Genomic DNA, 18,282 nt, shown 5'->3' on the forward strand with positions numbered 1-18,282 from the left:
AGATCCCCGGCCACATCGGTGAAGCACTCCGCAGCCAGCCAGCGCTGCGTCTGCTGGTACACCGCCGCCCACGGCGGCAGGTCGTGCGGCATGAACCGCCACGGCGCCCCCGTCTTCACGATGAACCGCAAGCCGTTGAACACCTCCCGCAGGTCGTGGTCACGCTGGCCCGAACTCTCCCGCAGCAGCGCCAGATACGGCGCAACCAGCGCCCATTCCTCATCGGACACGTCAGATGGATAGCCGGCACGACCTGCGCTCATGCCCGAAAACGCAAACCTCACCCATTCAGTTCATAACAGCCTCTAGGAACCATAGGCTGGGCTGGTTTGAAGCATAGGATCGACATCGGAAGGTCGCGAAGGAAATGCTTCGCGCCCTTTGCCATTTTTTGTCGCTGACAACACAGAATCGCATATCAAATTGCCTGCATTCGCAGTCGATCACATGCGCCACTCGGATGCTTCATGGCAGCGCTGTTTGACGCCCGCAGGCATAGGGCCAAAAATCGGTCTGCAGACGCTGTCCGAGCAGGCCATGGCGCAGCCAGATGCCTTCACCGTCCCAGAATGTCATTCGGAAACCAGTTCCCGTGGAAGCCCGGCGGGATCCGGTGCCCGAGATGGACCGTGGCGACGGGCGGCGCCTCGAACGCGCGCGCGTCGAGGATGGTGAAGTCCGTCGTGTCGCGCGCGGTGTCGATGACGAGCCCGACGAGCCACCCTTCGTCCTCGCCGGCCTCCGGTCGCGCCGGTACGAACACGAACTCCCCCGGTACGCGGTCGGCGCCGAAGTCGTGTACGCGCCGCTCCCCCGTTGCCAGGTCGTGCTTGTAGATCTGCGTCGCGCCGACGAGCTGTGTGTTGCCGTCGGCGGGGACCGAGACCGTGTAGGCGTAACGGTGGGGCCGCCCGAAGCGGCGCTCGTCGATCCGGGGAAACTCCTGCGCCGTGGGGTCGATCACCCGCCGGTCGACGGTCCCCGTCTTGGGGTCGGCGGTCCAGCGCTCCAGCCGGCCCGGTGCGTCGAGGCCGCCGTCGGCCGAGGCGAACACCGTCTCGTAGGCGACCACGTCGAGGACCACCCGCCCGTGCGCGTCGTCGTAGGCGTTGGCGACGTGGAAGACGAAGCACGGCTCGACCGCGCACCACACGATGTCGGCGGCCGTACCGTGCCTGGGCAGCAGGCCGACGCGGGCGCGGTGGGCGGGGTTCCAGCGGAACGGGAAGCGGTGGCCGGCTAGCACCGCCCGCATCGAGAAGGTGAGGGGAAGGTCCAGCGTCACCGCGAAGCGCGCCGTGATCGCGCAGTCGTGGATGCAGGGGCCGTGCTCGACGCGAATCGGCACGTCGCGCACGACCCGGCCCGTGGGCGAGACGACGACGTGGCGCACGCGGTCCCAGACGCGGCCGTCGTAGGCGATGGCATGTGTCTCACCGGTCTCCGGGTCGCGATGCGGGTGCCCGGTGAAGGAGCCGGCGAGCGTGCCGTCGAACGGATCGTAGCGCTGCGTTTCCAGGTCCTCGGACAGCGCGACGGGGTAGCTGCCAGCCTCGACCACGGCGAAGGCGCGGCCGCCGATCGCGACGACGTTGGTGTTGACGGTGTCGTCGCCTCGGCGCGGCCCCGGGGCGGCAGGCCGGCCGAGCGCCGCGGACGCCGCGCGCGACCCGATCCAGCGGTTGCGGTACCACAGCGCCCTGCCGCCTTCGATGCAGAGACCGTGCACCATGCCGTCGCCCAGGAACCAGTCGTGGCCGCGCGTCGTCGGGCGGGCAGGGTTGGCCCCCATCTTGAGGTAGCGCCCGTCGAGCCCCGCCGGGATCGTCCCGGTCACGGACAGGTCCCGCAGGGTCAGCTCCTCGCGCATCGGCGCGTGGACGCCGGCCGCGAAGGGGTGCTGCGTCCCCGGCAGGCGTCGCCGGTTGCAGGCCGCCACCAGGGCAACGAGGCCCTCGGCGGCGGTGCGCAGGATCGACTCGACAGGGTTCGGCATCGGTGGTGGTCTCGGGGCGGTGCGGGAGGAGCGAGGGCCATCATGACGCGGGGCGCTCCCCGTCACCGGACGAGGACGACGGCCCTGCCTGCGTGGGACGGCTCGGCGATCTGGCCGACGATGTATCCCGCCACGTCTGCCCGGGCGATCAGGCCGTTGCGCCACGTCGACGGCTCGGTCATCGCCCGGTAGCGGCCCATGGCGGCGCCGCTCGTCAGGATACCGGGCCGCACCAGCGTCCAGGCGAGGCGGCTGCGGCGGATGCGCATCTCCTGAGCGTCCTTGTCGTCGTAGGCGCGCCCGAGCATCAGGCGGAACGGCAGCCGCTGCAGTGGGCCGATCGCGTCGCGGCTGTCCCCCGCTCCGAAGCCGGTCACCGCGATGAGCCGATCCACCCCGGCCCGCTCCATCGCGGGCACGAGCAGGTTTGTGGCATCCGAGAACAGGCGTACGGGACCGAGGAGGTCCCGCGTCGGCACGCCGAGCGCCTGCTCCACCACGTCGACCCCGTCGAGGGCGCGACCGACGTCGCCGGCGTTCAGCGCGTCGCCCGTGAACCGCTCTAGTCCATCGCCTGGCAGGTCGATGCCGGCGGCCGAGCGGGCGAAGGCACGGACCCGGTGCCCCGCCGCGAGGGCCGCCTTGGCCGTCTCCAGGCCGACGCCCTTGCTGGCGCCCAGGACGAGGACATGGGCCATGCGAACTTCCTCACCGTCGCGGATCTGCACACAAGACCCGACCGCGGGCTCGCGCGCCATGTGTCCGCTTGACCGCGGCCGCCCGGGACACCGCGTGGCGGGCGGGAACGGTACGCGGCCGTGGGCCTTGAGCAGGCGGACCCGCCCGCCTGGACCCGCGACAATGGACAAATTCCTCTCCTACGCGCTCACCCTGGTCGAATCGGTCCTCGGTGTCTTCGGGATCCGGGCGCTGTACGAGCAGCCGCGCTACGCCGTGGTCGAGCGGCTCGACCGCGGGGTCGAGGTCCGGGCCTACGACGCACGCCTCGCCGTAGAGACTAACGCCCAGGGACAGGGTGACGGCGAGGCGTTCGGTCGGCTGTTCCGATACATTGCCGGCGCGAACCGGGACGGTAGCCGCATCGCGATGACGGCGCCGGTGGAGGTCGGCAGACAGCGCATCGCGATGACGGTGCCGGTCGAGCGGGGCGCAGCGGACACGATGAGGTTCTACCTGCCCCGCACGGTCGCTGCAGAGGGCGCGCCCGAGCCGACGGAAACGGGGGTGCGCCTGGTCCACATCCCGGCCGAGCGGATGGCGGCGCTGCGCTTCTCGGGCGGCGCTACGCCCGAGGCGAGGACCGAGCAGGGGCGCATTCTTGGCGAGGTGCTGGCCACGTCTTGCAAAGCCATCGGTCCGGTCGTCTTCCTCGGCTACGATCCGCCGTTCGCGATCCCGTTCCTGCGGCGCAACGAGGTCGCGGTGCGATTGCCTCCCGACTGACCGTTAACCGCCCTGGTCTGCCGCGGCTCCAGCGAGTCTCAACTCGTAGGCTAAGTTCGGACGTACCGCTCCGCGCCCACTGTGGCCCTTCAGCCGGATCTGGCAGCATCCCAGAAGCGGGACGCTGCCTCAGCGGAGGTTCCAGGTCTGGATCGCGCCACGAGCAGACATCAGCCCACCGTCCTACAGCGGACATTCAGTTTCTAGTTAGCATCCGTCCGGTGTCGACCCAACACAGTCGTTCACGTGCGGCCGTGCGGATCCCAAAAGCGGACGTATGCTCTTCTGCTACTATGGCAGAGACGAGGCTTAGACTGTCCTCCTGATCTGATCGACAACATCCGGCAACGCGATGTGATGGTTCGAGCCGGCCGGAATGCAATCGATGCGGGGCGTCAGCGGCTGTACGACGGACGGCTCTCGATGTGTACGCGGATATCGGAAAGATCACGCTCGGAAGGGTTCTCGACCACCGCCTTGCGGATCACCGGAACCGCATTCTCGTGGTAGGCGAGACTGACATGTTCGGTGACCGAAAAGGTAATCCTGATGACGTCCTGCTTCCCCGGAACCGTGGCAGGCACGTCGATCTCGGCGGTCATGGTACAATCCAACGGCTGGTGAAATACTCGTTTTGCTTGTACCGGGCGAGCTTGGTTCCGACTTCGTCACAAAGTTCTCCGAACGCGTCACGCGTCACGTTGAACTCCGCGTCATTGATATAGCCCGTTACGTAACAGACATCCTGATACTCGCCCTTGATGCGATTTCGCATCTTGATGCGGGTGGTCACAAGGGCTGTTTCGAGGGGGCGGTTTTTGTAGAGCGCCGTGCCGTAGTCGAGCACGTGGGTTTCCAGAGACATGAACTCCCAGCGATCGTTGCGCTGTTCCCGGTAATGCTCCGCGAGCTTCGGATAGAGCTGGCTAAAGCTGACGGTCTGCACACCGGTGGCGAAGGCACGGGCATCGTCACCGAGTGTCTGCTCGAAGAACCGAGCTCGCTCGCCGTACTGCGCGCGCAGCGCCTGTTCCTGCGCGGCACGGCGAACGCCTTCTTCGTTCGCCTTGATCTGATCGAGTTTCCTGCGGTCGTCGAGCTCGCGCTGCCGCTTGAACTGCTGCTCGGCGCTGCGCGTCTTGTCCTGCTCGATCGAGTCCCGGGTCTGTGCGACCTCCGCCGCTTCGATCCAGAGCGGGAGGTAGCGATGGATGATCCCATCCCGGTTCATGGCTTCGTCGAGTGCGGCGAGATCGGCGGCAGCGGCGTAGACCGCGCCGCACTCGCTCCTTTTCACCGCGATGAATGCGCCATCGGCCGACGTCGCTGTGGCCACGGGCTGACCCGGCAGTTCGTCGGTGATCCGGTCATTCAGGCGGGTCAGGATCGCCGCGTGGACTTCGGCATCCGCCGACGGCACCCGGCATAGTACGCTCGAACCGTTGGGTACGACGACGAGGCCGAAGCCGTCTGCAGTCTTACTACGAACCTTGGCCTCGACCTCGTTCGCCTTGGCCGCTTCGGCCTGCTTGACCGCCGCTAAAGCGCTCGCGTCTATCACGTTGAGGCGCGCAAACAGGTTGCCGTTGACGGCATCCACCAAGCTGATCACCCGGTTGACGGGCTCACGCAGAAGGCGTTCTCGTTCGGCGAAGATGAGATCTTGGCTAACGAGATCGTTCGCGCCGCATGATGCGAGTGGCAGGTCAAGCTTGGCTCCCAGTGCAGCGCTGCGGTCGCGGATCTGACGGTTCATGAACACGTCAGAGAGCGGGGCGTGATACAGGCAGGCGGCGGCGCGCCCATCCTCAAATACCAACTCGCCGCGCAGGTTGCGGACGACCGATGGGGCCTTGCCGCTGTCGTTATACAGGATGATCAGGTCGCCGCGGTCACCATCCATAAGGAAACGGCTTTTCGTCGTGACTGCCCGGGCGAGCCGTGCTGCCTCGTCGATGCGGACGCGCTTCCCAGCATAGGCGTCCGCCAGCTCCCCAAGCCGGGCATCGGAAGTCTCGGGCGCGATGCTCGCGACCTCGGCGACGAAGCCGCTGAGGAACGTCTGAAGATCCTGCGGGATGCCACCCTTGAGGGTCGATTCGGCCTCGGCCTGATCACGCTTGAGGCGGTCGACGAGCGCAATCCGGCTACGCGCGGCTGCATCACGCTCGCGCCGACGCTCGTCCTGCTCGCGATCGCGCTGCTTCGTAGCCTGCTGCTCCGTCAACACTGCTTGCGCCTTGCCGACTGTTTCGGGCGTGATCCAGATCGGCAGATAGCGGAATGTGATCCCGTCGCGGGTAAGACCCTTCACCAGCGTAGCTAAGTCCTTGGCAGTGCCATAGGCAGCCCCGCACTGCCCGCGCTTGATCGACAGAAAGGCTCCCTCAGCGTTCGCGGTCACCGTTGTCGTCACACCGCGCAATTCCGCTCTCAGCAATGCCTCGTAGGGCTGCAAGAGCTGATCGTGGAGAATCTTTTCTCCGGTCGCGATCCGGCAGATCGTGCGGGACCCGGGGCCAAAAGCGAGGACGGCCAAGCCATTCGAGATTCCGCGAGCGATTTCGCTCTCGGCCTCGGCTGCTCGGATCCCTTCTGCCTGGCGTGCGGCCTCGATGTCCGACTTCGGCACCGTGGCGCCGAGGGTGAACACACCTGTGTCGACAGCCGAGGCGATGGTCTGGAACACCCCAATGTGCGCACGCAGAGCGCCGCGCTCGAAGACCACGAGATCGGCGCTCTGCTGCTGCGCGCCGCTGCATGGGGGCAGCGTCTCCTTGACCGGTGCACCGAGACTTCGCGCTTTGGCCACCAGCTGTTCCAGGGCGATGCGGTCGCTTGGCGCTTCGGGCACCGAGCAGGCGACAGTGCGCTCAGGGTCGAACACGAGGTTGCCGTCGAGACCGCGCACCACTGCGACCGCGCGGGGCGAGCTATTGTAGAGCAGCAGCAGATCGCCGGGCTCGCCTTCTACGAGGAAGCGGTTCTTGTCGGTGACAGCGCGCTGGATTGCCTCGGCCTCCCGCACCCTTGGCTCGATCTGGGAGAAGCGCTGCTGAAGCGCCTCGGCGGCCTTGGGCAAATCCTTTGGCGCAGCGCCGTCGAACTGCTGGACTAACACGGCGAGCTCCGGCCGGAGGTCCTCTGGCACGGGGCCGGCCAGGAGGGCCTCGACGCGCTTGCGCTGCTCGTCGATCTGGCGCTGTGCCTGCAGGCGCGTGCCACGATCCCGCTCCTCGACACCGAGATCCGTGAGGTAGTTCTCGTAGCGCCGTGCGACGGCATCGATGCGCGCGGGGAGGCTTGGATCGGTGATGAGGGAGACGTTCGGCGCAGGGGTCGAACCGCGCCCAAGCTTGGCGGCGAGCCCATCGCCGAGAAAACCAGCGGCGTCCATGCCTTCGGCCTCGGCGAACGCCACGAGTGCTTTGCGTGTCACACCGCCGTAGACGCCGTCCGCGGTCGCGTCGGCGGGGAGATAGCCGGCGTTACGCAATGCCTCCTGAAGGCGAACATGTTCTTCCAGCGACCGAGCAATCTCCTGTCGGGCCGAGGCCGGCCCTTCACGACCGACGCGGGCGGACCAAGCATCCCGCTGACGCTGGTAGGTTGCGGCGATACAGGGGATGGCCTTCCGAACTGCCGCCGTGATCTTGCCTGTCTCCGGGATTCGACAGGACGCAAGCGTGCGCTTCACGAGGTCGTTCGAAGCCTCCTTGAGCTCGGCCGCGGCTTCTGGGTGAAGCTGACGGAGCGCGTAGAACGCCCGGGCCATGTCGAGATCGACGCGCCGCAGCCCGCCATCCTCGCAGATCAGCATGGGGAGGGGCGTATTCGCCCGCTCGCAATCGAACGAGGGGCCGAGGTCGCGCGCCGGACCCGCTGTCTTTGTCGGTGAGGCTGGCCGGGGTGGTTCGGAAACCGTAACGGCGTCCTTGCGCAGGTCGGCCAGACGCTTGCGCAGTCCATCGGCCACATCGGCCTTCGTGCGGGCTTCCGCCTGCGCACGCAGTCCGCTCATCCGATCGAGCGCGGCCATGCGCAGGGCTTCGGCCTGAGACAGCGCGCTTAACCCGCCGATCTCCCGATTGAGTGACTCGGTATCGGGCGCGGATGGTCCGGTGCGTGCACCGAGCTGCTGGTCGATGCGGCTCTGGATCCGGGCGATCTCGGACCGGACAACAGGGGATGGATCCCGCTGGTAGGCTGTCAGCGATCCCTTGAGCACCTGAAGCTGCTCGGCGCGTCCCTGCGCCTCCGCGCGGGCCCGGCGCGTCTCACGCGCCTCGCCAGTCTCGACATCGGCAACGATGATCCGGGTGCCCGAGAAATGAAGGTCGATCGCCTCCCGCGCTTCAACGGGTTGGACGTGGCCATCACCATTGCGGTAGGCGAACGTCTGGTTGCAGGTCGTCGTGATCGACCATCCGCTATCGTCCGACACCGTGCAGCTATAACCGCGCCGGAAGTTCGGTTCGGTAAAGCGTCGGCATTGAGCGAACACCGCGCTCAACCGTCCATCGTCCGGACCAATGCCGCGCTGGGTCAGACCGGCGATGTCAGCATTCTGGCGGGCAAGAGCTCGATCGAGACACGAGCGATCAGCACTTGGTAGTCGTGCCCAAGCCTCGCGTGCCGCTTGCGCTTGAGCGGCACCGATCAGGGTTCCGAAGATATCGATTGGCGAGATCTGCGCGCGGGCTTGGCCTGGAAAGGAGGCGGCTGCCGCCAGCAGAAACCTACACCATCTTCCCCGGGCCATGGCCGTACCCTGCAGCTTCGTTTTAAGTTTTGTCGCCGGTTCCGATTCCCTATTCAAGGCTGCAAAAGACACGCAGCGCGGGTTTGTGGTGCGATCGTAAACCGGTAAAGCACTTAGGTTGGCGCATCCAAGCCACACTTCTGGCAATGACCGGCGAAAGATTAAATGGCCGCACTGGTCGAAGCCTCAGGTTAGCCGAGCTTCGCTTCACAACGGTCCGGTGGACGAGAGTGTCCGCACGCTATCTGAGGCGGTCACAGGCATAACCCCGGATGGAGCAGCTCATCGATGGAGAGTATTCCGGCTCCTAAGCCTAGGCTGCGAGGTCCGCTTTCGACGATACAACGCCAAGAGCGGACTGGCGGCTTTCCACCCAACCCGGCCGTAGGCCGCTGCCTCTCGTCAGCCTGAAAGCGGACCTTCCCAGGGCTCACATTGGGCCGAAGGCGGCCACGGAACGTCACGGTGCGCCTGGTTGCGTAGCGTGCCCTTATGCGAATGTCGCGTTAAAGCTGGGAGGTCGAGGCGGCTTGCGCTTTGAGCCCGGTCCTCACTTTCTCCAAACTTACTTCTGCGACGTCAGGATAGGGGCCGAGACCTTGACGGGTCGCGACGGCCTAGCGTGTCTCGCGCTGACCGAGCTTCCGCCGCCAGAACTCATGGAGCGGCCGCTTGATCTATCCTCAATGCGTTGACCCACAGAACGACGGCCCGCGTCCGGCCGTCAGGATTGCTGAACCGGTGCGGCCGATGGCTGGCGAAGCGGAAGCTATCGCCAGTTGCAAGCTCCAGCGTGCGGGCTTCGACGATCAGGGTCATGCGTCCCTCCAGCACCAAGCCCGCTTCCTCGCCATCGTGGCTGAACAGCTCCTCGCCGGTGCTGGCCTTCGGCTCGAGCACCATGTGGAACAGGCTGAGGCTCTGCGTTCCCCCCACGGGCGTCAGCAACTGCTTGGTGATCCCGGCGCGCCAGAGCTTGAGTTCGGCCCGGTCCCGCTCGAACACGACGATCGGGTCGGGGTCCTTCTCGGACGGGGCCGCCTCGAACAGGCCGCCGATCCCGGTCTGGAGGGTATCGGCGAGCAGCGCCAGGACGCGCAGCGACGGCGAGGATAGGCCGCGCTCGACCTGACTGATGAAACCGATCGACAGCCCGGTGCTGGCCGCAACCTTCTCCAGGGACAGGTGCCGCTCCTGGCGCAGGGCGCGCAGCCGCTGGCCCACGGCCCGGTCCACCGGATCGGCGGGCATCGCTTCGACTTTGGGCCTGCTCACCGCAGCGTCATCCTGGAGACTCCGTAGCATCTTCATGCACGTGAAATCACCTTGCGTCGAGTTCAGAACCGTGCGGTAATCTTCACAGATATGAAAACGGAAGAGCGATAGCGCCGCGCCGCGCTATGCCAGTGTCGAGGATCCGCGCCATGAGACGCCTGCTTCCGAGCCTGGGCCTGAGCCTCGCCCTGTTGATCGCCGGCCCGGCCAGGGCCGAGCCGCCCCTGCGGGTCGGCGCGACGCCCACCGGCCTGCCGTTCACCTTTCTCGACACCAAGACCAACTCGATCCAGGGCGTCATGGTCGACCTCGTGAACGCGGTCGGCAAGGAGGCCGGCTTCGCCGTCGCGGTGGAACCGCTGCAATTCTCAACGCTGATCCCGGCGCTCACCGCCTCGAAGATCGACATCATCTCGGCGGCGATGTTCATCACGCCCCAGCGCAAGGAAGTCGTGGCCTTCTCGGCGCCGGTCTACAGCTACGGCGAGGGGCTGATCGTCCCGAAGGCCGACACGAAGGACTACACGTCCTTCTCCGACCTGAAGGGCGAGACCGTGGGCGCCCAGGTCGGCACCGCCTTCGTCGAGCCGCTGAAGAAATCCGGCCTGTTCGCCGAGGTGAAGATCTACGACGCGATCCCGGACATCATCCGCGACGTAAATTCCGGACGGCTGAAGGCCGGCTTCGCTGACGCCCCGATCCTGGCCTACTACGTCAAGCAGGGGATGTTTCCCGGCGTCCGGCTGGTCGAGACCCTCAAGCCGAGCGTCGTCGCCGCGGTGGGCATCAGCGTGCGCAAAGCCGACACCGCCCTGCTCGCCAAGATCGACGCCGCGCTCGCCAAGCTGAAGGCCGACGGGACCCTCGAGAAGATCCTGACGAAGTGGGGTCTGCCGCCCTCCGCCGACCGGTCCTGAGCTGCATGCGCGAGTTCCTCGCCGACGCGCAGGATTATCTGCCGATCCTGTTCCAGGGCGTGCAGCTCACGGTCCTGATCACCCTGGCTTCCCTGGTGGTCTCGACCGTGCTCGGCCTGTTCTGGGCGGTGCTGCGGGTCTCGGGCATCGCCGTGCTGGCCGGCTTCAGCGCGGTGATGATCAACATCCTGCGCGGTATCCCGATCATCGTGCAGCTGTTCTACATCTACTTCGTGCTGCCGGATTTCGGCCTGTCGCTTACTGCGGTCCAGGCGGCGATCATCGGGCTCGGCATCGCCTATTCGGCCTACCAGGCCGAGAACTTCCGGGCCGGCATCGAGGCGGTGGACCGTGGGCAGGTCGAGGCGGCGCTCTCGATCGGCATGGGCTGGTGGATGACCATGCGCCGGGTGATCCTGCCGCAAGCGGTCAAGATCGCGCTGCCGCCCTACGGCAACATCATGATCATGATGCTCAAGGATTCGTCGCAGGCCTCGACCATCACGGTCGCGGAGCTGGCGCTCCAGGGCAAGCTGATCGCCTCCTCGACCTTCAAGAACACCAGCGTCTACACGATGGTGGCGCTGATGTACCTGGCGCTCAGCCTGCCGCTGATCCTCCTGGTGCGCCATCTCGAAGCGAAGGGGCGCCACCGGTGATCGTCCTCCAGGATGTGCACAAGCATTACGGCTCACTGGAGGTGATCAAGGGCGTCTCGGCCGAGGTCACCAAGGGCGAGGTGGTCTGCATCATCGGGCCGTCAGGCTCCGGCAAGTCGACCCTGCTGCGCTGCATCAACGGGCTCGAAGCCTATGACGGCGGCGAGATCCGGGTCGACGGCCAGCGCGTCGACCGGGACAAGCGCAGCATCCAGACGGTCCGGACCCGCGTGTCCATGGTGTTCCAGCGCTTCAACCTGTTCGCCAACCGCACAGCCCTTGAGAATGTCGTCGAGGGGCCGATCCACGTGAAGCGGGAGCCCCGCGCCGAGGTCGAGGAGCGGGCGAGGGCCCTGCTCGCCCGGGTCGGCCTCGCCGGCAAGGAGCACGCCCGGCCCGACGCGCTGTCCGGCGGCCAGCAGCAGCGCGTCGCCATCGCCCGGGCCCTGGCCATGAGGCCCGAGGCGATCCTGTTCGACGAGCCGACCTCGGCGCTCGACCCCGAGCTGGTCGGCGACGTCCTGCGGGTGATGCGCGGGCTGGCGGACGAGGGCATGACCATGATCGTCGTGACCCACGAGATCGGGTTCGCCCGGGAGGTCGCCGACCGCGTGCTGTTCCTCGACGGCGGACGCCTGGTCGAGCAGGGCCCGGCCGCCGAGATCCTCAACCGTCCGCAACACCCGCGCACCCAGGACTTCCTGCAGCGCGTGCTGCATCCGCTCTAGGGATCACCGTGGCCGAACCGTTTCCCCTCGCGCCGTCGCTCTGGGCCACCACCGCGCCGCCCGGCCCCGAGACGCCGCAGCTGACCGACTCCGGGCAGGCGGACGTCGTGATCGTCGGAGGCGGCTTCTGCGGCCTCTCGACCGCCCTGCACCTGGCCGAGCGCGGGATCCGGCCGGTGGTGCTGGAGGCCCGCGAGGTCGGCTTCGGCGGCTCCGGGCGCAACGGCGGTCAGGTCATCCCGGGCCTGAAATACGATCCCGCCGACCTCGTCGCCAAGTTCGGGCGCGAGCGCGGCGAGCGGCTCGCGCGCTTCGCCGGAAGTACCGCCGATACGGTCTTCGACCTGATCGCCAAGCACGCCATGGACGTGCCGCACCGGCGCGCGGGCTGGATCCAGGGCGCCCATACCGAGGCCGGGCTCGCCGAGGTCGCGCGCCGGGCGGAGCAATGGGCCGGCCTCGGTGCGCCGACCCAGGTCCTCGACAAGGCCGAGACCGATCGGCTGCTCGGGACGGAGCGATACCTCGGCGGCTGGCTTGACGGCCGCGGCGGTGCGGTCCAGCCCCTGAGTTACGCCCGCGGCCTCGCCCGCGCGGCGCTGAAGGCCGGCGCCGTCATCCACGGGGCCAGCCCGGTGACCGGCCTGTCCCGCAACGGGTCGACCTGGACCGTCACCACCGCGCAGGGCGCGCGGCTCTCCAGCGAACGGGTCGTTCTGTGCACCAACGGCTATACGGACGGCCTATGGCCCGGGCTCGCGCAGACCGTGATCGCGGCCAATTCGTTTCAGGTCGCCACGAAACCGCTCTCGGACAACCTGCGCCGCTCGATCCTGCCGGAGGGGCAGGTCTCCTCGGACACGCGCAAGCTGCTGCTGTATTTCCGCCTCGACCATACCGGCCGCCTGCTGATGGGCGGACGCGGCCCGTTCCGCGAGCCGCGCAGTCCCCGGGACTGGGCGCATCTCGAGCGCATCGTCGGCAAGCTATTCCCGCAGCTCGACGGGACCGCGTTCGACCATCGCTGGTGCGGCCGCGTAGCGATCACACAGGATTACCTGCCTCACCTCCACGAGCCCGCCCCCGGGCTCCTCATCGACATCGGCTGCCAAGGCCGCGGTGTCGGTCTGCAATCCACGATGGGACGGGTAATCGCCGATTACATCACGGCGGGCGACACCGACCGCCTGCCGCTTCCGCTGACACCAGTCGCGCCGCTACCGATGCACGCGTTCCACCGCCTGTACGTCTCGGCGATCATCGCTTGGTACCGGCTCAGCGACGGTGGCATTCGCTGACCGACGACGCATTAGATTCGAACTCGTCGCCCCAAGAGGGGCAGCCGCATTCGCAAATACGTAAGGGGCGGCCGTGCGCTTCGACGAGAACGGCGAGCCTGTTCGCTGTAGCAGGAGGCCCTTGGCAGACAATAGTCGATTCCGGCATTTCAAGTAGGACGTTAGTAATACAAGATTGAAAAAATTGATGTCACGCAAAACTGCCCAATAACTAAACTTTCTCCGATTTCCGCTTTCAGATTCAGCCGAAGGTCGTCAAATGGCCGAGAAGGGCGCAAAGCCGAACGTCGGCTTTCGGGCAGCGACCCAATGGTGGCTCACGACCCATTGCTGAAGGGCGGAAGGTCTGCTTCCAGGCAGTACGGTGGGCTGCCTTTGGCAGCTCCTGACCGATTGCAACCCATCCGCTTCGGAGGAGGTTCGCCAGTAAAGCAGACGGCCTCCTACCGACCCAACTAAAGATACAGAGCCAGGGGGTCCGAGTTCCACCAGATGCCGTCGTCGAACCCCCTCAGGATCTCCTGCAGCCGTTTGTCCTGCGCCGTCAGCGCATCGATGGTCTCGCCGATGATCACGTCTTATCCTTCCGGGGATGGGAGTGGAAATCCTCCGGTCGGGCCGCACGCCCCGGCGCGGTCACGCCTTGCGCTGGATCAAAGATCGCTGCGGTCTTCGTCCCCCAGCCGGGTCGCGTCAGGCCCTCAACCCTGGGGCTGCCTCCGGGAGACGCGCTTCGGCGGTGAAGACAATGCCATCGGGGCGGTAGTCGATCTCCGCCCGACCTTCGAGCTCGTCCGCCAGGGCCCGCTCGATCATGCGCGAGCCGAAGCCCCTTCGCGATGGCGGGCAGACCGGAGGCCCGTCGAACTCCTGCCAGGTCAGACGCAACGTCCTGATGGGAGAGCCGGCAAGGACGTCCCAATCGAGCAGGATGCGTCCGACCTCGTTGGTCAGCGCGCCGTACTTCACGGCATTGGTCGCGAGCTCATGGAAGGCCATCGAGAAGGCCAGGGCCAGACGCGGCGTCAGCATGACTTCCGGACCCCTGACCTTGATACGCTCGTCGCCTTCGGCCCGAAACGGCGCCAGGGCCGTGGTCGCCACGTCGGTCAGCGTTGCCCCGTCCCAGCGCTCACGGGTGAGCACGTCGCTTGCCGCCGCCAGGGAGTGGATGCGGCCCTGGATGGCGTCCCGGGTCTCGGCGTGGGAAAGGTTGGCCCGGAGGGTCTGGACGACGATGGCCTGGACCGTGGCCAAGGTGTTCTTGACCCGATGGTTGAGTTCGTTGGCGAGCATCGCCCGATGCGCCTCCGCATGTTTGCGATCGGTCACGTCGAGGGCGATGCCGGCCAAGCGGAACGGTACCCCGTCATCGTCGTAGAAAGGCTTGCCGCGAAACTTGAGCCACCGGACATCGCCGGCGGGGGGCACAATGCGGTACTCGATGTCGTAGTCGCCGTGTCCCGCGATGCAGGTGGCGACCGCATCGTCCCGCCTCGCACGGTCGTCCACGTGGATCAGGGCCTCGTAAGCCGCCAGGCTCAACGGGTCGCCCGGTTCAAGTCCGAGGGTGACTTTGAAGGTCTCGGATGCGGCGAACCGCATGTCGGAAAGGTTCAGGCTCCACGAGCCCAGCCGTCCGGCCTGCAGCACGAACCGCAGGCGCTCCTCGCTCTCCGATAGGTCGCGGGTCCGTCGCTCGACCTCCCGCTCCAACGCCGCGCGGTCGGTCTTCAGGTGGTCGAGCCGTGCCTTCTCCGACGTGGCATCAAACTGCGAGGCCACGAAGAACGCGAGATCGTCTCCCTGGAACACCGGGGAGACGAACAGCCTGTTCCAGAATACCCCACCGTCCTTGCGGCGGTTCAGCAACTGGACCTCGACCGGGACGCGCCCGGCTATCGCAGCCCGGAGGCGGTCGACCTCGTCGCGGTCCGTATCCGGCTCCTGGAGGAATCGGCAGTTCCGCCCGAGGATCTCATCGCGGGGGTAGCCGGTGAGCGCGCAGAACGCGTCGTTGGCGAAAACGATGGGATTGTCGCGCTGGAGCGGATCGGTGATGACCATCGCCATCTGCGAGGCCCGGACCGCCGCCGCGAACGGATCGGCGCCGTCGACCGTCCGCGCCAATTCGCCGACGATCCGGTCGTGCTCGCGATGCGCGCCCAGGCCCTGAGTGCCCGGTGCCCCCTCGATGGCATGGGCGCGGGATGCCTCGTACTCAAAGGTGGCGGGCCGACCTCTTGCGGGCGCGACGCCGGAAGGTGGGAGCACCCGCGTGTCCCTCCTCATCCGATCTCCGGCGGCGCGCCGCCGGGGATGCCGAGCGGCTCGCTTGAGGGTGGCATCTCATCAGGCCCATAATCCGGCACGCCGCGCGGCTCGGGAAGCGGGCTCTGGTCGGGACGTGGCGGATGCGCCGGAGACGGATCGGGAAAGGCGGGGTTCGGCAGCTCGGGAAAACTCGGGTTCGACATGGAGGATTCCTGATCGGCGGTGGCAGGGAGACGGATGGGTGGGACTGTCATCCCATGAAGTGCCAGGCCGCCTCGGCCCTGGCTCGCCCATCGGATGCGACCCCATCGGGGCGCAACCCGAGCTCGTCGATCCGGGCCTTCTCGGAGTGGTCGAGGGCGAGGTCCCGCTCCTTCGCGGCCGCTGCGTGGTCGCCGTTCGCAAGGTGCCTGGCGGACTGCCGGTAATGGGCGGGCGCCCGGTCGTGTTGGTGCGCGGCTTTCTCGCAGGTTTGCGCCATCTTGGTCATCGCCATCGCCATTCCCCCGATCTGCGCTCTGGAAGCCGCATCCGACCCGGTCAGCCGCGCGCCTGGCCCTGCGCCATGTCGCGGCCCCAGGTGGTCTTGGCGGCATCGCGCGCCGCGCGCGCGGCGTTCGATGCGGCCGCTGCAGCCTTGACGATGGACGCCCGCGCTCCGGACACAGCCTGCCGAACCGACGCCACGTTGGATCGGATCGACGCCTGAGCAGCATCCTGGGACTTCCGCATCGCAACCTGGGTCGCCTCAACCGATTTCCGCGCTGAATCCGCGGCCTTCCGCATCGAGGCGTTGGCCTTCACCCCCGCCGCGCGGTTAGCCTCGGTGATCTTGGTCTCGGCCCGCGTCGCTGCATCGGCGGCGTCGGTCGTAAGTCTTCCGATCATGTCGGCGGATTGCTGCGGGGCGTCCCGCACCGCCTTCCGCGATGCCGTCATCGCCAGCCTGGCCGCCTCTTGCGCAGCGTCGGCCGCCTGGCTCGCCTCGCGTCCGGCCTCGCGCATCGTGGTCACCGCATCCCCGGCAGGAGCCATTGGCGCCTGTGCCTGGGCCGCCGTCACCATCGACAGCGCGAGGACCGTCGTCGCCAGTACCGTCATCGTACGCATCGGAAACTCCAATCGTGTCGCTGGTCTCGGAAGGTTGTGGCCATGAGGCCGGTCGACGCGAGGCTCAGTCCGTCCGCGGGGTCTTGGCGGCGGCGCTCCAGTAGGCGTCCGCCTTCGCGGTCTGCCGAGCGAACGGCTCCGCCTTCGTGAAGCGGCCCTCGACGATCCGCGGTGCCTGGTCCATGCCGTCCTTGGTGGTATCGAGGACGAGGATGTTCAGGTTCGGCGTGACCTTGAACTGGTCCCAAGGGACCGCGACGTGGCGCTCGCCGAGGCCGAAGAGGCCGCCGCGGGCGACGACGAGGTAAGCGATCTTACCGCCCTCGGGACCCATGACGATGTCGTCGACGCTGCCGAGCGCCGCGTTGCCGGGGGTGCGCACCTCGCTCCCGAGCAGATCGTCGGACCGGAACGCCGTCGTCCGAGACGCGACCGGCTTGGCGAGCGAGAGTTCCCGCTTGCGGAATCCCAGGGCGTTCGCGACCCGCAGGTCACGGCCCTGCATGTCCGTCTTGTATGCGGCGTAGCTGGCCCGGATCTGGACCAGCACGTCCTCGCACGGCTGCTGCTTGCCATGGCGAGCCAGGATGTCGGCGCCGGCGAGCAGGACCCGAACCTCGTATCCGGGACGGGCGTTGGCGTAGCTCATCATCGCGGACGCGGCGCCCATCGCCATGCCGGCGTCGGACCCGAGGCTACCCGCCCAGTATCCGCCGAGCGGATAGCCGTAGCCGTAGCCCGATCCGCCCAACCAGTACCCGTCCTTCTCCATCTGTCCGTCGAAGGCCTTGAGGTGTTCCAGGCAGACCTGCGCCGGCCCGGCTTCGACGTCCGGGGCGGTCACGACCACCGGACCGGGCTCGGCGCCGCCGGCAGCGTGGAGCGGTGTCGTGAGGCTGAGGGCGGTGCAGGCCCCGAGCGTCAGGGAGCTGATGAAACGGCGCATGGGAAGTTCCCCGGCGGGAAAAGAGGGACAATGGCACCTGTCAGGCGATGGCGAGGTCGTTCTCGACGATGGCTACCCCTGGGGAGCCCCAGGCCGTGACGGCGGCGAGATTGCGCGCGTGCTCGGTGTGGACGCTGCCGGTCAGCCGGACGCGGTCGCCATGCACGTCGACCCCGACGCGCTTGGGATCGAAGAACCACGAGCGCCCGAGCGCGCCCTTGATCCCCTCGGCGATGTCATGGGCGTTCGCGCGTGGCCTGATCGTGATCCGGTTCGAGAGCCCGACGACGCCGAGCAGCGACCGGACGTCGAGGGCAGCGGCGTCCTTCTGAAAGTTCCAGTCGACGGCCCCGTCGAGGCTGACCCAGCCGTCCTGGACCTGTACCGTGACCGTGTCGGGGAGAATCGCCGCGTCCCAGTCCAGGCGGTTGACGACGGCCGCGGCGATGTCCTCGTCGCTGCGGCGATGCTCGAAGGGAAGCTCGACCGAGATCTCCTCGGCGATAGCCTTGACCCCGTTCACGCGGCGGGCGGCGGCGTCGACGGCGTGCTTCTGGGCAAAGCTGGTCACGTGCCCTGTCACGGTCACGATGCCATCCTTCGACGTCACCCCGAGATCCGTTCCGGTCACGCTCGGATCCCAGGCCAGCTCAGCGAGCACGTCCCGGCTCAGTGCCCTGTCGTCGATCATGATGGCCTGCCTTCGTCGGTGCGGTCTCGGCGGCGGGTGAGCCGCCGTATCCGCTCGATGACAAGCTAGCGCCTTGCCAAAGTACATTCGCGAAGCGAATTTGAGAACTAGCTATGCGAGGACGGATATCGGCAGGGCTTCACGAGTAAACGTCCAAGTTTG

16 protein-coding genes are annotated in these 18,282 nt (G+C 67.2%); 5 read left to right on the plus strand and 11 right to left on the minus strand.

The genetic code is table 11. The annotated features are described in order from the left end of the window. The 3 genes from MKL20_RS04695 to MKL20_RS04705 form a co-directional block, all read right to left on the minus strand. Positions 1–263 (minus strand): transposase (locus MKL20_RS04695; RefSeq protein ID WP_244035716.1); only part of this gene is annotated, 263 nt, incomplete at its 3' end. A gap of 293 nt (positions 264–556) precedes the next feature. After that, on the minus strand, positions 557–1,996 hold the full coding sequence (locus MKL20_RS04700; protein ID WP_244035717.1) for a carotenoid oxygenase family protein: 1,440 nt from the start codon (positions 1,994–1,996) through the stop codon (positions 557–559). A gap of 62 nt (positions 1,997–2,058) precedes the next feature. Then, on the minus strand, positions 2,059–2,694 hold the full coding sequence (locus tag MKL20_RS04705; protein WP_244035718.1) for an NAD(P)-dependent oxidoreductase: 636 nt from the start codon (positions 2,692–2,694) through the stop codon (positions 2,059–2,061). 163 nt (positions 2,695–2,857) lie between these two features. Here MKL20_RS04705 and MKL20_RS04710 point away from each other — a divergent pair, with 163 nt between their 5' ends. Continuing rightward, complete coding sequence (locus tag MKL20_RS04710; protein ID WP_244035719.1) at positions 2,858–3,460, plus strand: SOUL family heme-binding protein; 603 nt, start codon at positions 2,858–2,860, stop codon at positions 3,458–3,460. 395 nt (positions 3,461–3,855) lie between these two features. On the opposite strand, the gene MKL20_RS04715 is transcribed toward MKL20_RS04710, so the two are convergent. The 3 genes from MKL20_RS04715 to MKL20_RS04725 all read right to left on the minus strand — a co-directional run bounded on the left by MKL20_RS04715 (position 3,856) and on the right by MKL20_RS04725 (position 9,473). Next, positions 3,856–4,062: a hypothetical protein gene (locus MKL20_RS04715; protein ID WP_243969358.1), complete on the minus strand. Its 207-nt coding sequence runs from the start codon at positions 4,060–4,062 to the stop codon at positions 3,856–3,858. Continuing rightward, positions 4,059–7,973: a hypothetical protein gene (locus MKL20_RS04720; protein ID WP_244035720.1), complete on the minus strand. Its 3,915-nt coding sequence runs from the start codon at positions 7,971–7,973 to the stop codon at positions 4,059–4,061. The genes MKL20_RS04715 and MKL20_RS04720 overlap by 4 nt, the downstream gene beginning before the upstream one ends. A gap of 906 nt (positions 7,974–8,879) precedes the next feature. Next, entirely contained in the window at positions 8,880–9,473 is a 594-nt protein-coding gene (locus MKL20_RS04725) for a cupin domain-containing protein (RefSeq protein WP_243969714.1), read from the minus strand. 173 nt (positions 9,474–9,646) lie between these two features. Here MKL20_RS04725 and MKL20_RS04730 point away from each other — a divergent pair, with 173 nt between their 5' ends. Genes MKL20_RS04730 through MKL20_RS04745 form a run of 4 tightly spaced genes read left to right on the plus strand, consistent with a single transcriptional unit; the run spans position 9,647 to position 13,099 of the window. Beyond that, positions 9,647–10,414, plus strand: coding sequence for an ABC transporter substrate-binding protein (locus tag MKL20_RS04730; RefSeq protein WP_243969361.1), 768 nt, complete (start codon positions 9,647–9,649; stop codon positions 10,412–10,414). A 5-nt stretch (positions 10,415–10,419) separates the two neighbouring features. After that, positions 10,420–11,073: an amino acid ABC transporter permease gene (locus MKL20_RS04735; protein WP_147855084.1), complete on the plus strand. Its 654-nt coding sequence runs from the start codon at positions 10,420–10,422 to the stop codon at positions 11,071–11,073. Continuing rightward, positions 11,070–11,801 carry an amino acid ABC transporter ATP-binding protein gene (locus MKL20_RS04740; RefSeq protein WP_243969365.1) on the plus strand — a complete coding sequence of 244 codons (732 nt, stop codon included), beginning with the start codon at positions 11,070–11,072 and terminating at the stop codon, positions 11,799–11,801. The genes MKL20_RS04735 and MKL20_RS04740 overlap by 4 nt, the downstream gene beginning before the upstream one ends. Positions 11,802–11,809: 8 nt before the next feature. Next, a complete protein-coding gene (locus MKL20_RS04745) occupies positions 11,810–13,099 on the plus strand; it encodes an NAD(P)/FAD-dependent oxidoreductase (RefSeq protein WP_244035721.1) in 1,290 nt (429 codons plus the stop codon). 693 nt (positions 13,100–13,792) lie between these two features. Here the strand turns inward: MKL20_RS04745 and MKL20_RS04750 are convergent. From MKL20_RS04750 to MKL20_RS04770, 5 genes are all read right to left on the minus strand, one after another. Beyond that, positions 13,793–15,391 carry an HWE histidine kinase domain-containing protein gene (locus tag MKL20_RS04750; RefSeq protein ID WP_244035722.1) on the minus strand — a complete coding sequence of 533 codons (1,599 nt, stop codon included), beginning with the start codon at positions 15,389–15,391 and terminating at the stop codon, positions 13,793–13,795. A 232-nt stretch (positions 15,392–15,623) separates the two neighbouring features. Continuing rightward, complete coding sequence (locus tag MKL20_RS04755; RefSeq protein ID WP_244035723.1) at positions 15,624–15,869, minus strand: hypothetical protein; 246 nt, start codon at positions 15,867–15,869, stop codon at positions 15,624–15,626. Positions 15,870–15,913: 44 nt separating this feature from the next. Continuing rightward, positions 15,914–16,495, minus strand: coding sequence for a hypothetical protein (locus tag MKL20_RS04760; protein ID WP_244035724.1), 582 nt, complete (start codon positions 16,493–16,495; stop codon positions 15,914–15,916). A gap of 52 nt (positions 16,496–16,547) precedes the next feature. Continuing rightward, positions 16,548–17,429 carry a PRC-barrel domain-containing protein gene (locus MKL20_RS04765; RefSeq protein ID WP_243969373.1) on the minus strand — a complete coding sequence of 294 codons (882 nt, stop codon included), beginning with the start codon at positions 17,427–17,429 and terminating at the stop codon, positions 16,548–16,550. A gap of 40 nt (positions 17,430–17,469) precedes the next feature. Then, positions 17,470–18,120 (minus strand): BON domain-containing protein, encoded by a 651-nt coding sequence (locus MKL20_RS04770; protein ID WP_244035725.1) that lies wholly within the window; start codon positions 18,118–18,120, stop codon positions 17,470–17,472. Between the last annotated feature and the right edge of the window lie 162 nt (positions 18,121–18,282).

The sequence above is a fragment of the Methylobacterium sp. E-066 genome (assembly GCF_022829635.1).
In the GTDB taxonomy this organism is placed as follows: Bacteria; Pseudomonadota; Alphaproteobacteria; order Rhizobiales; family Beijerinckiaceae; genus Methylobacterium.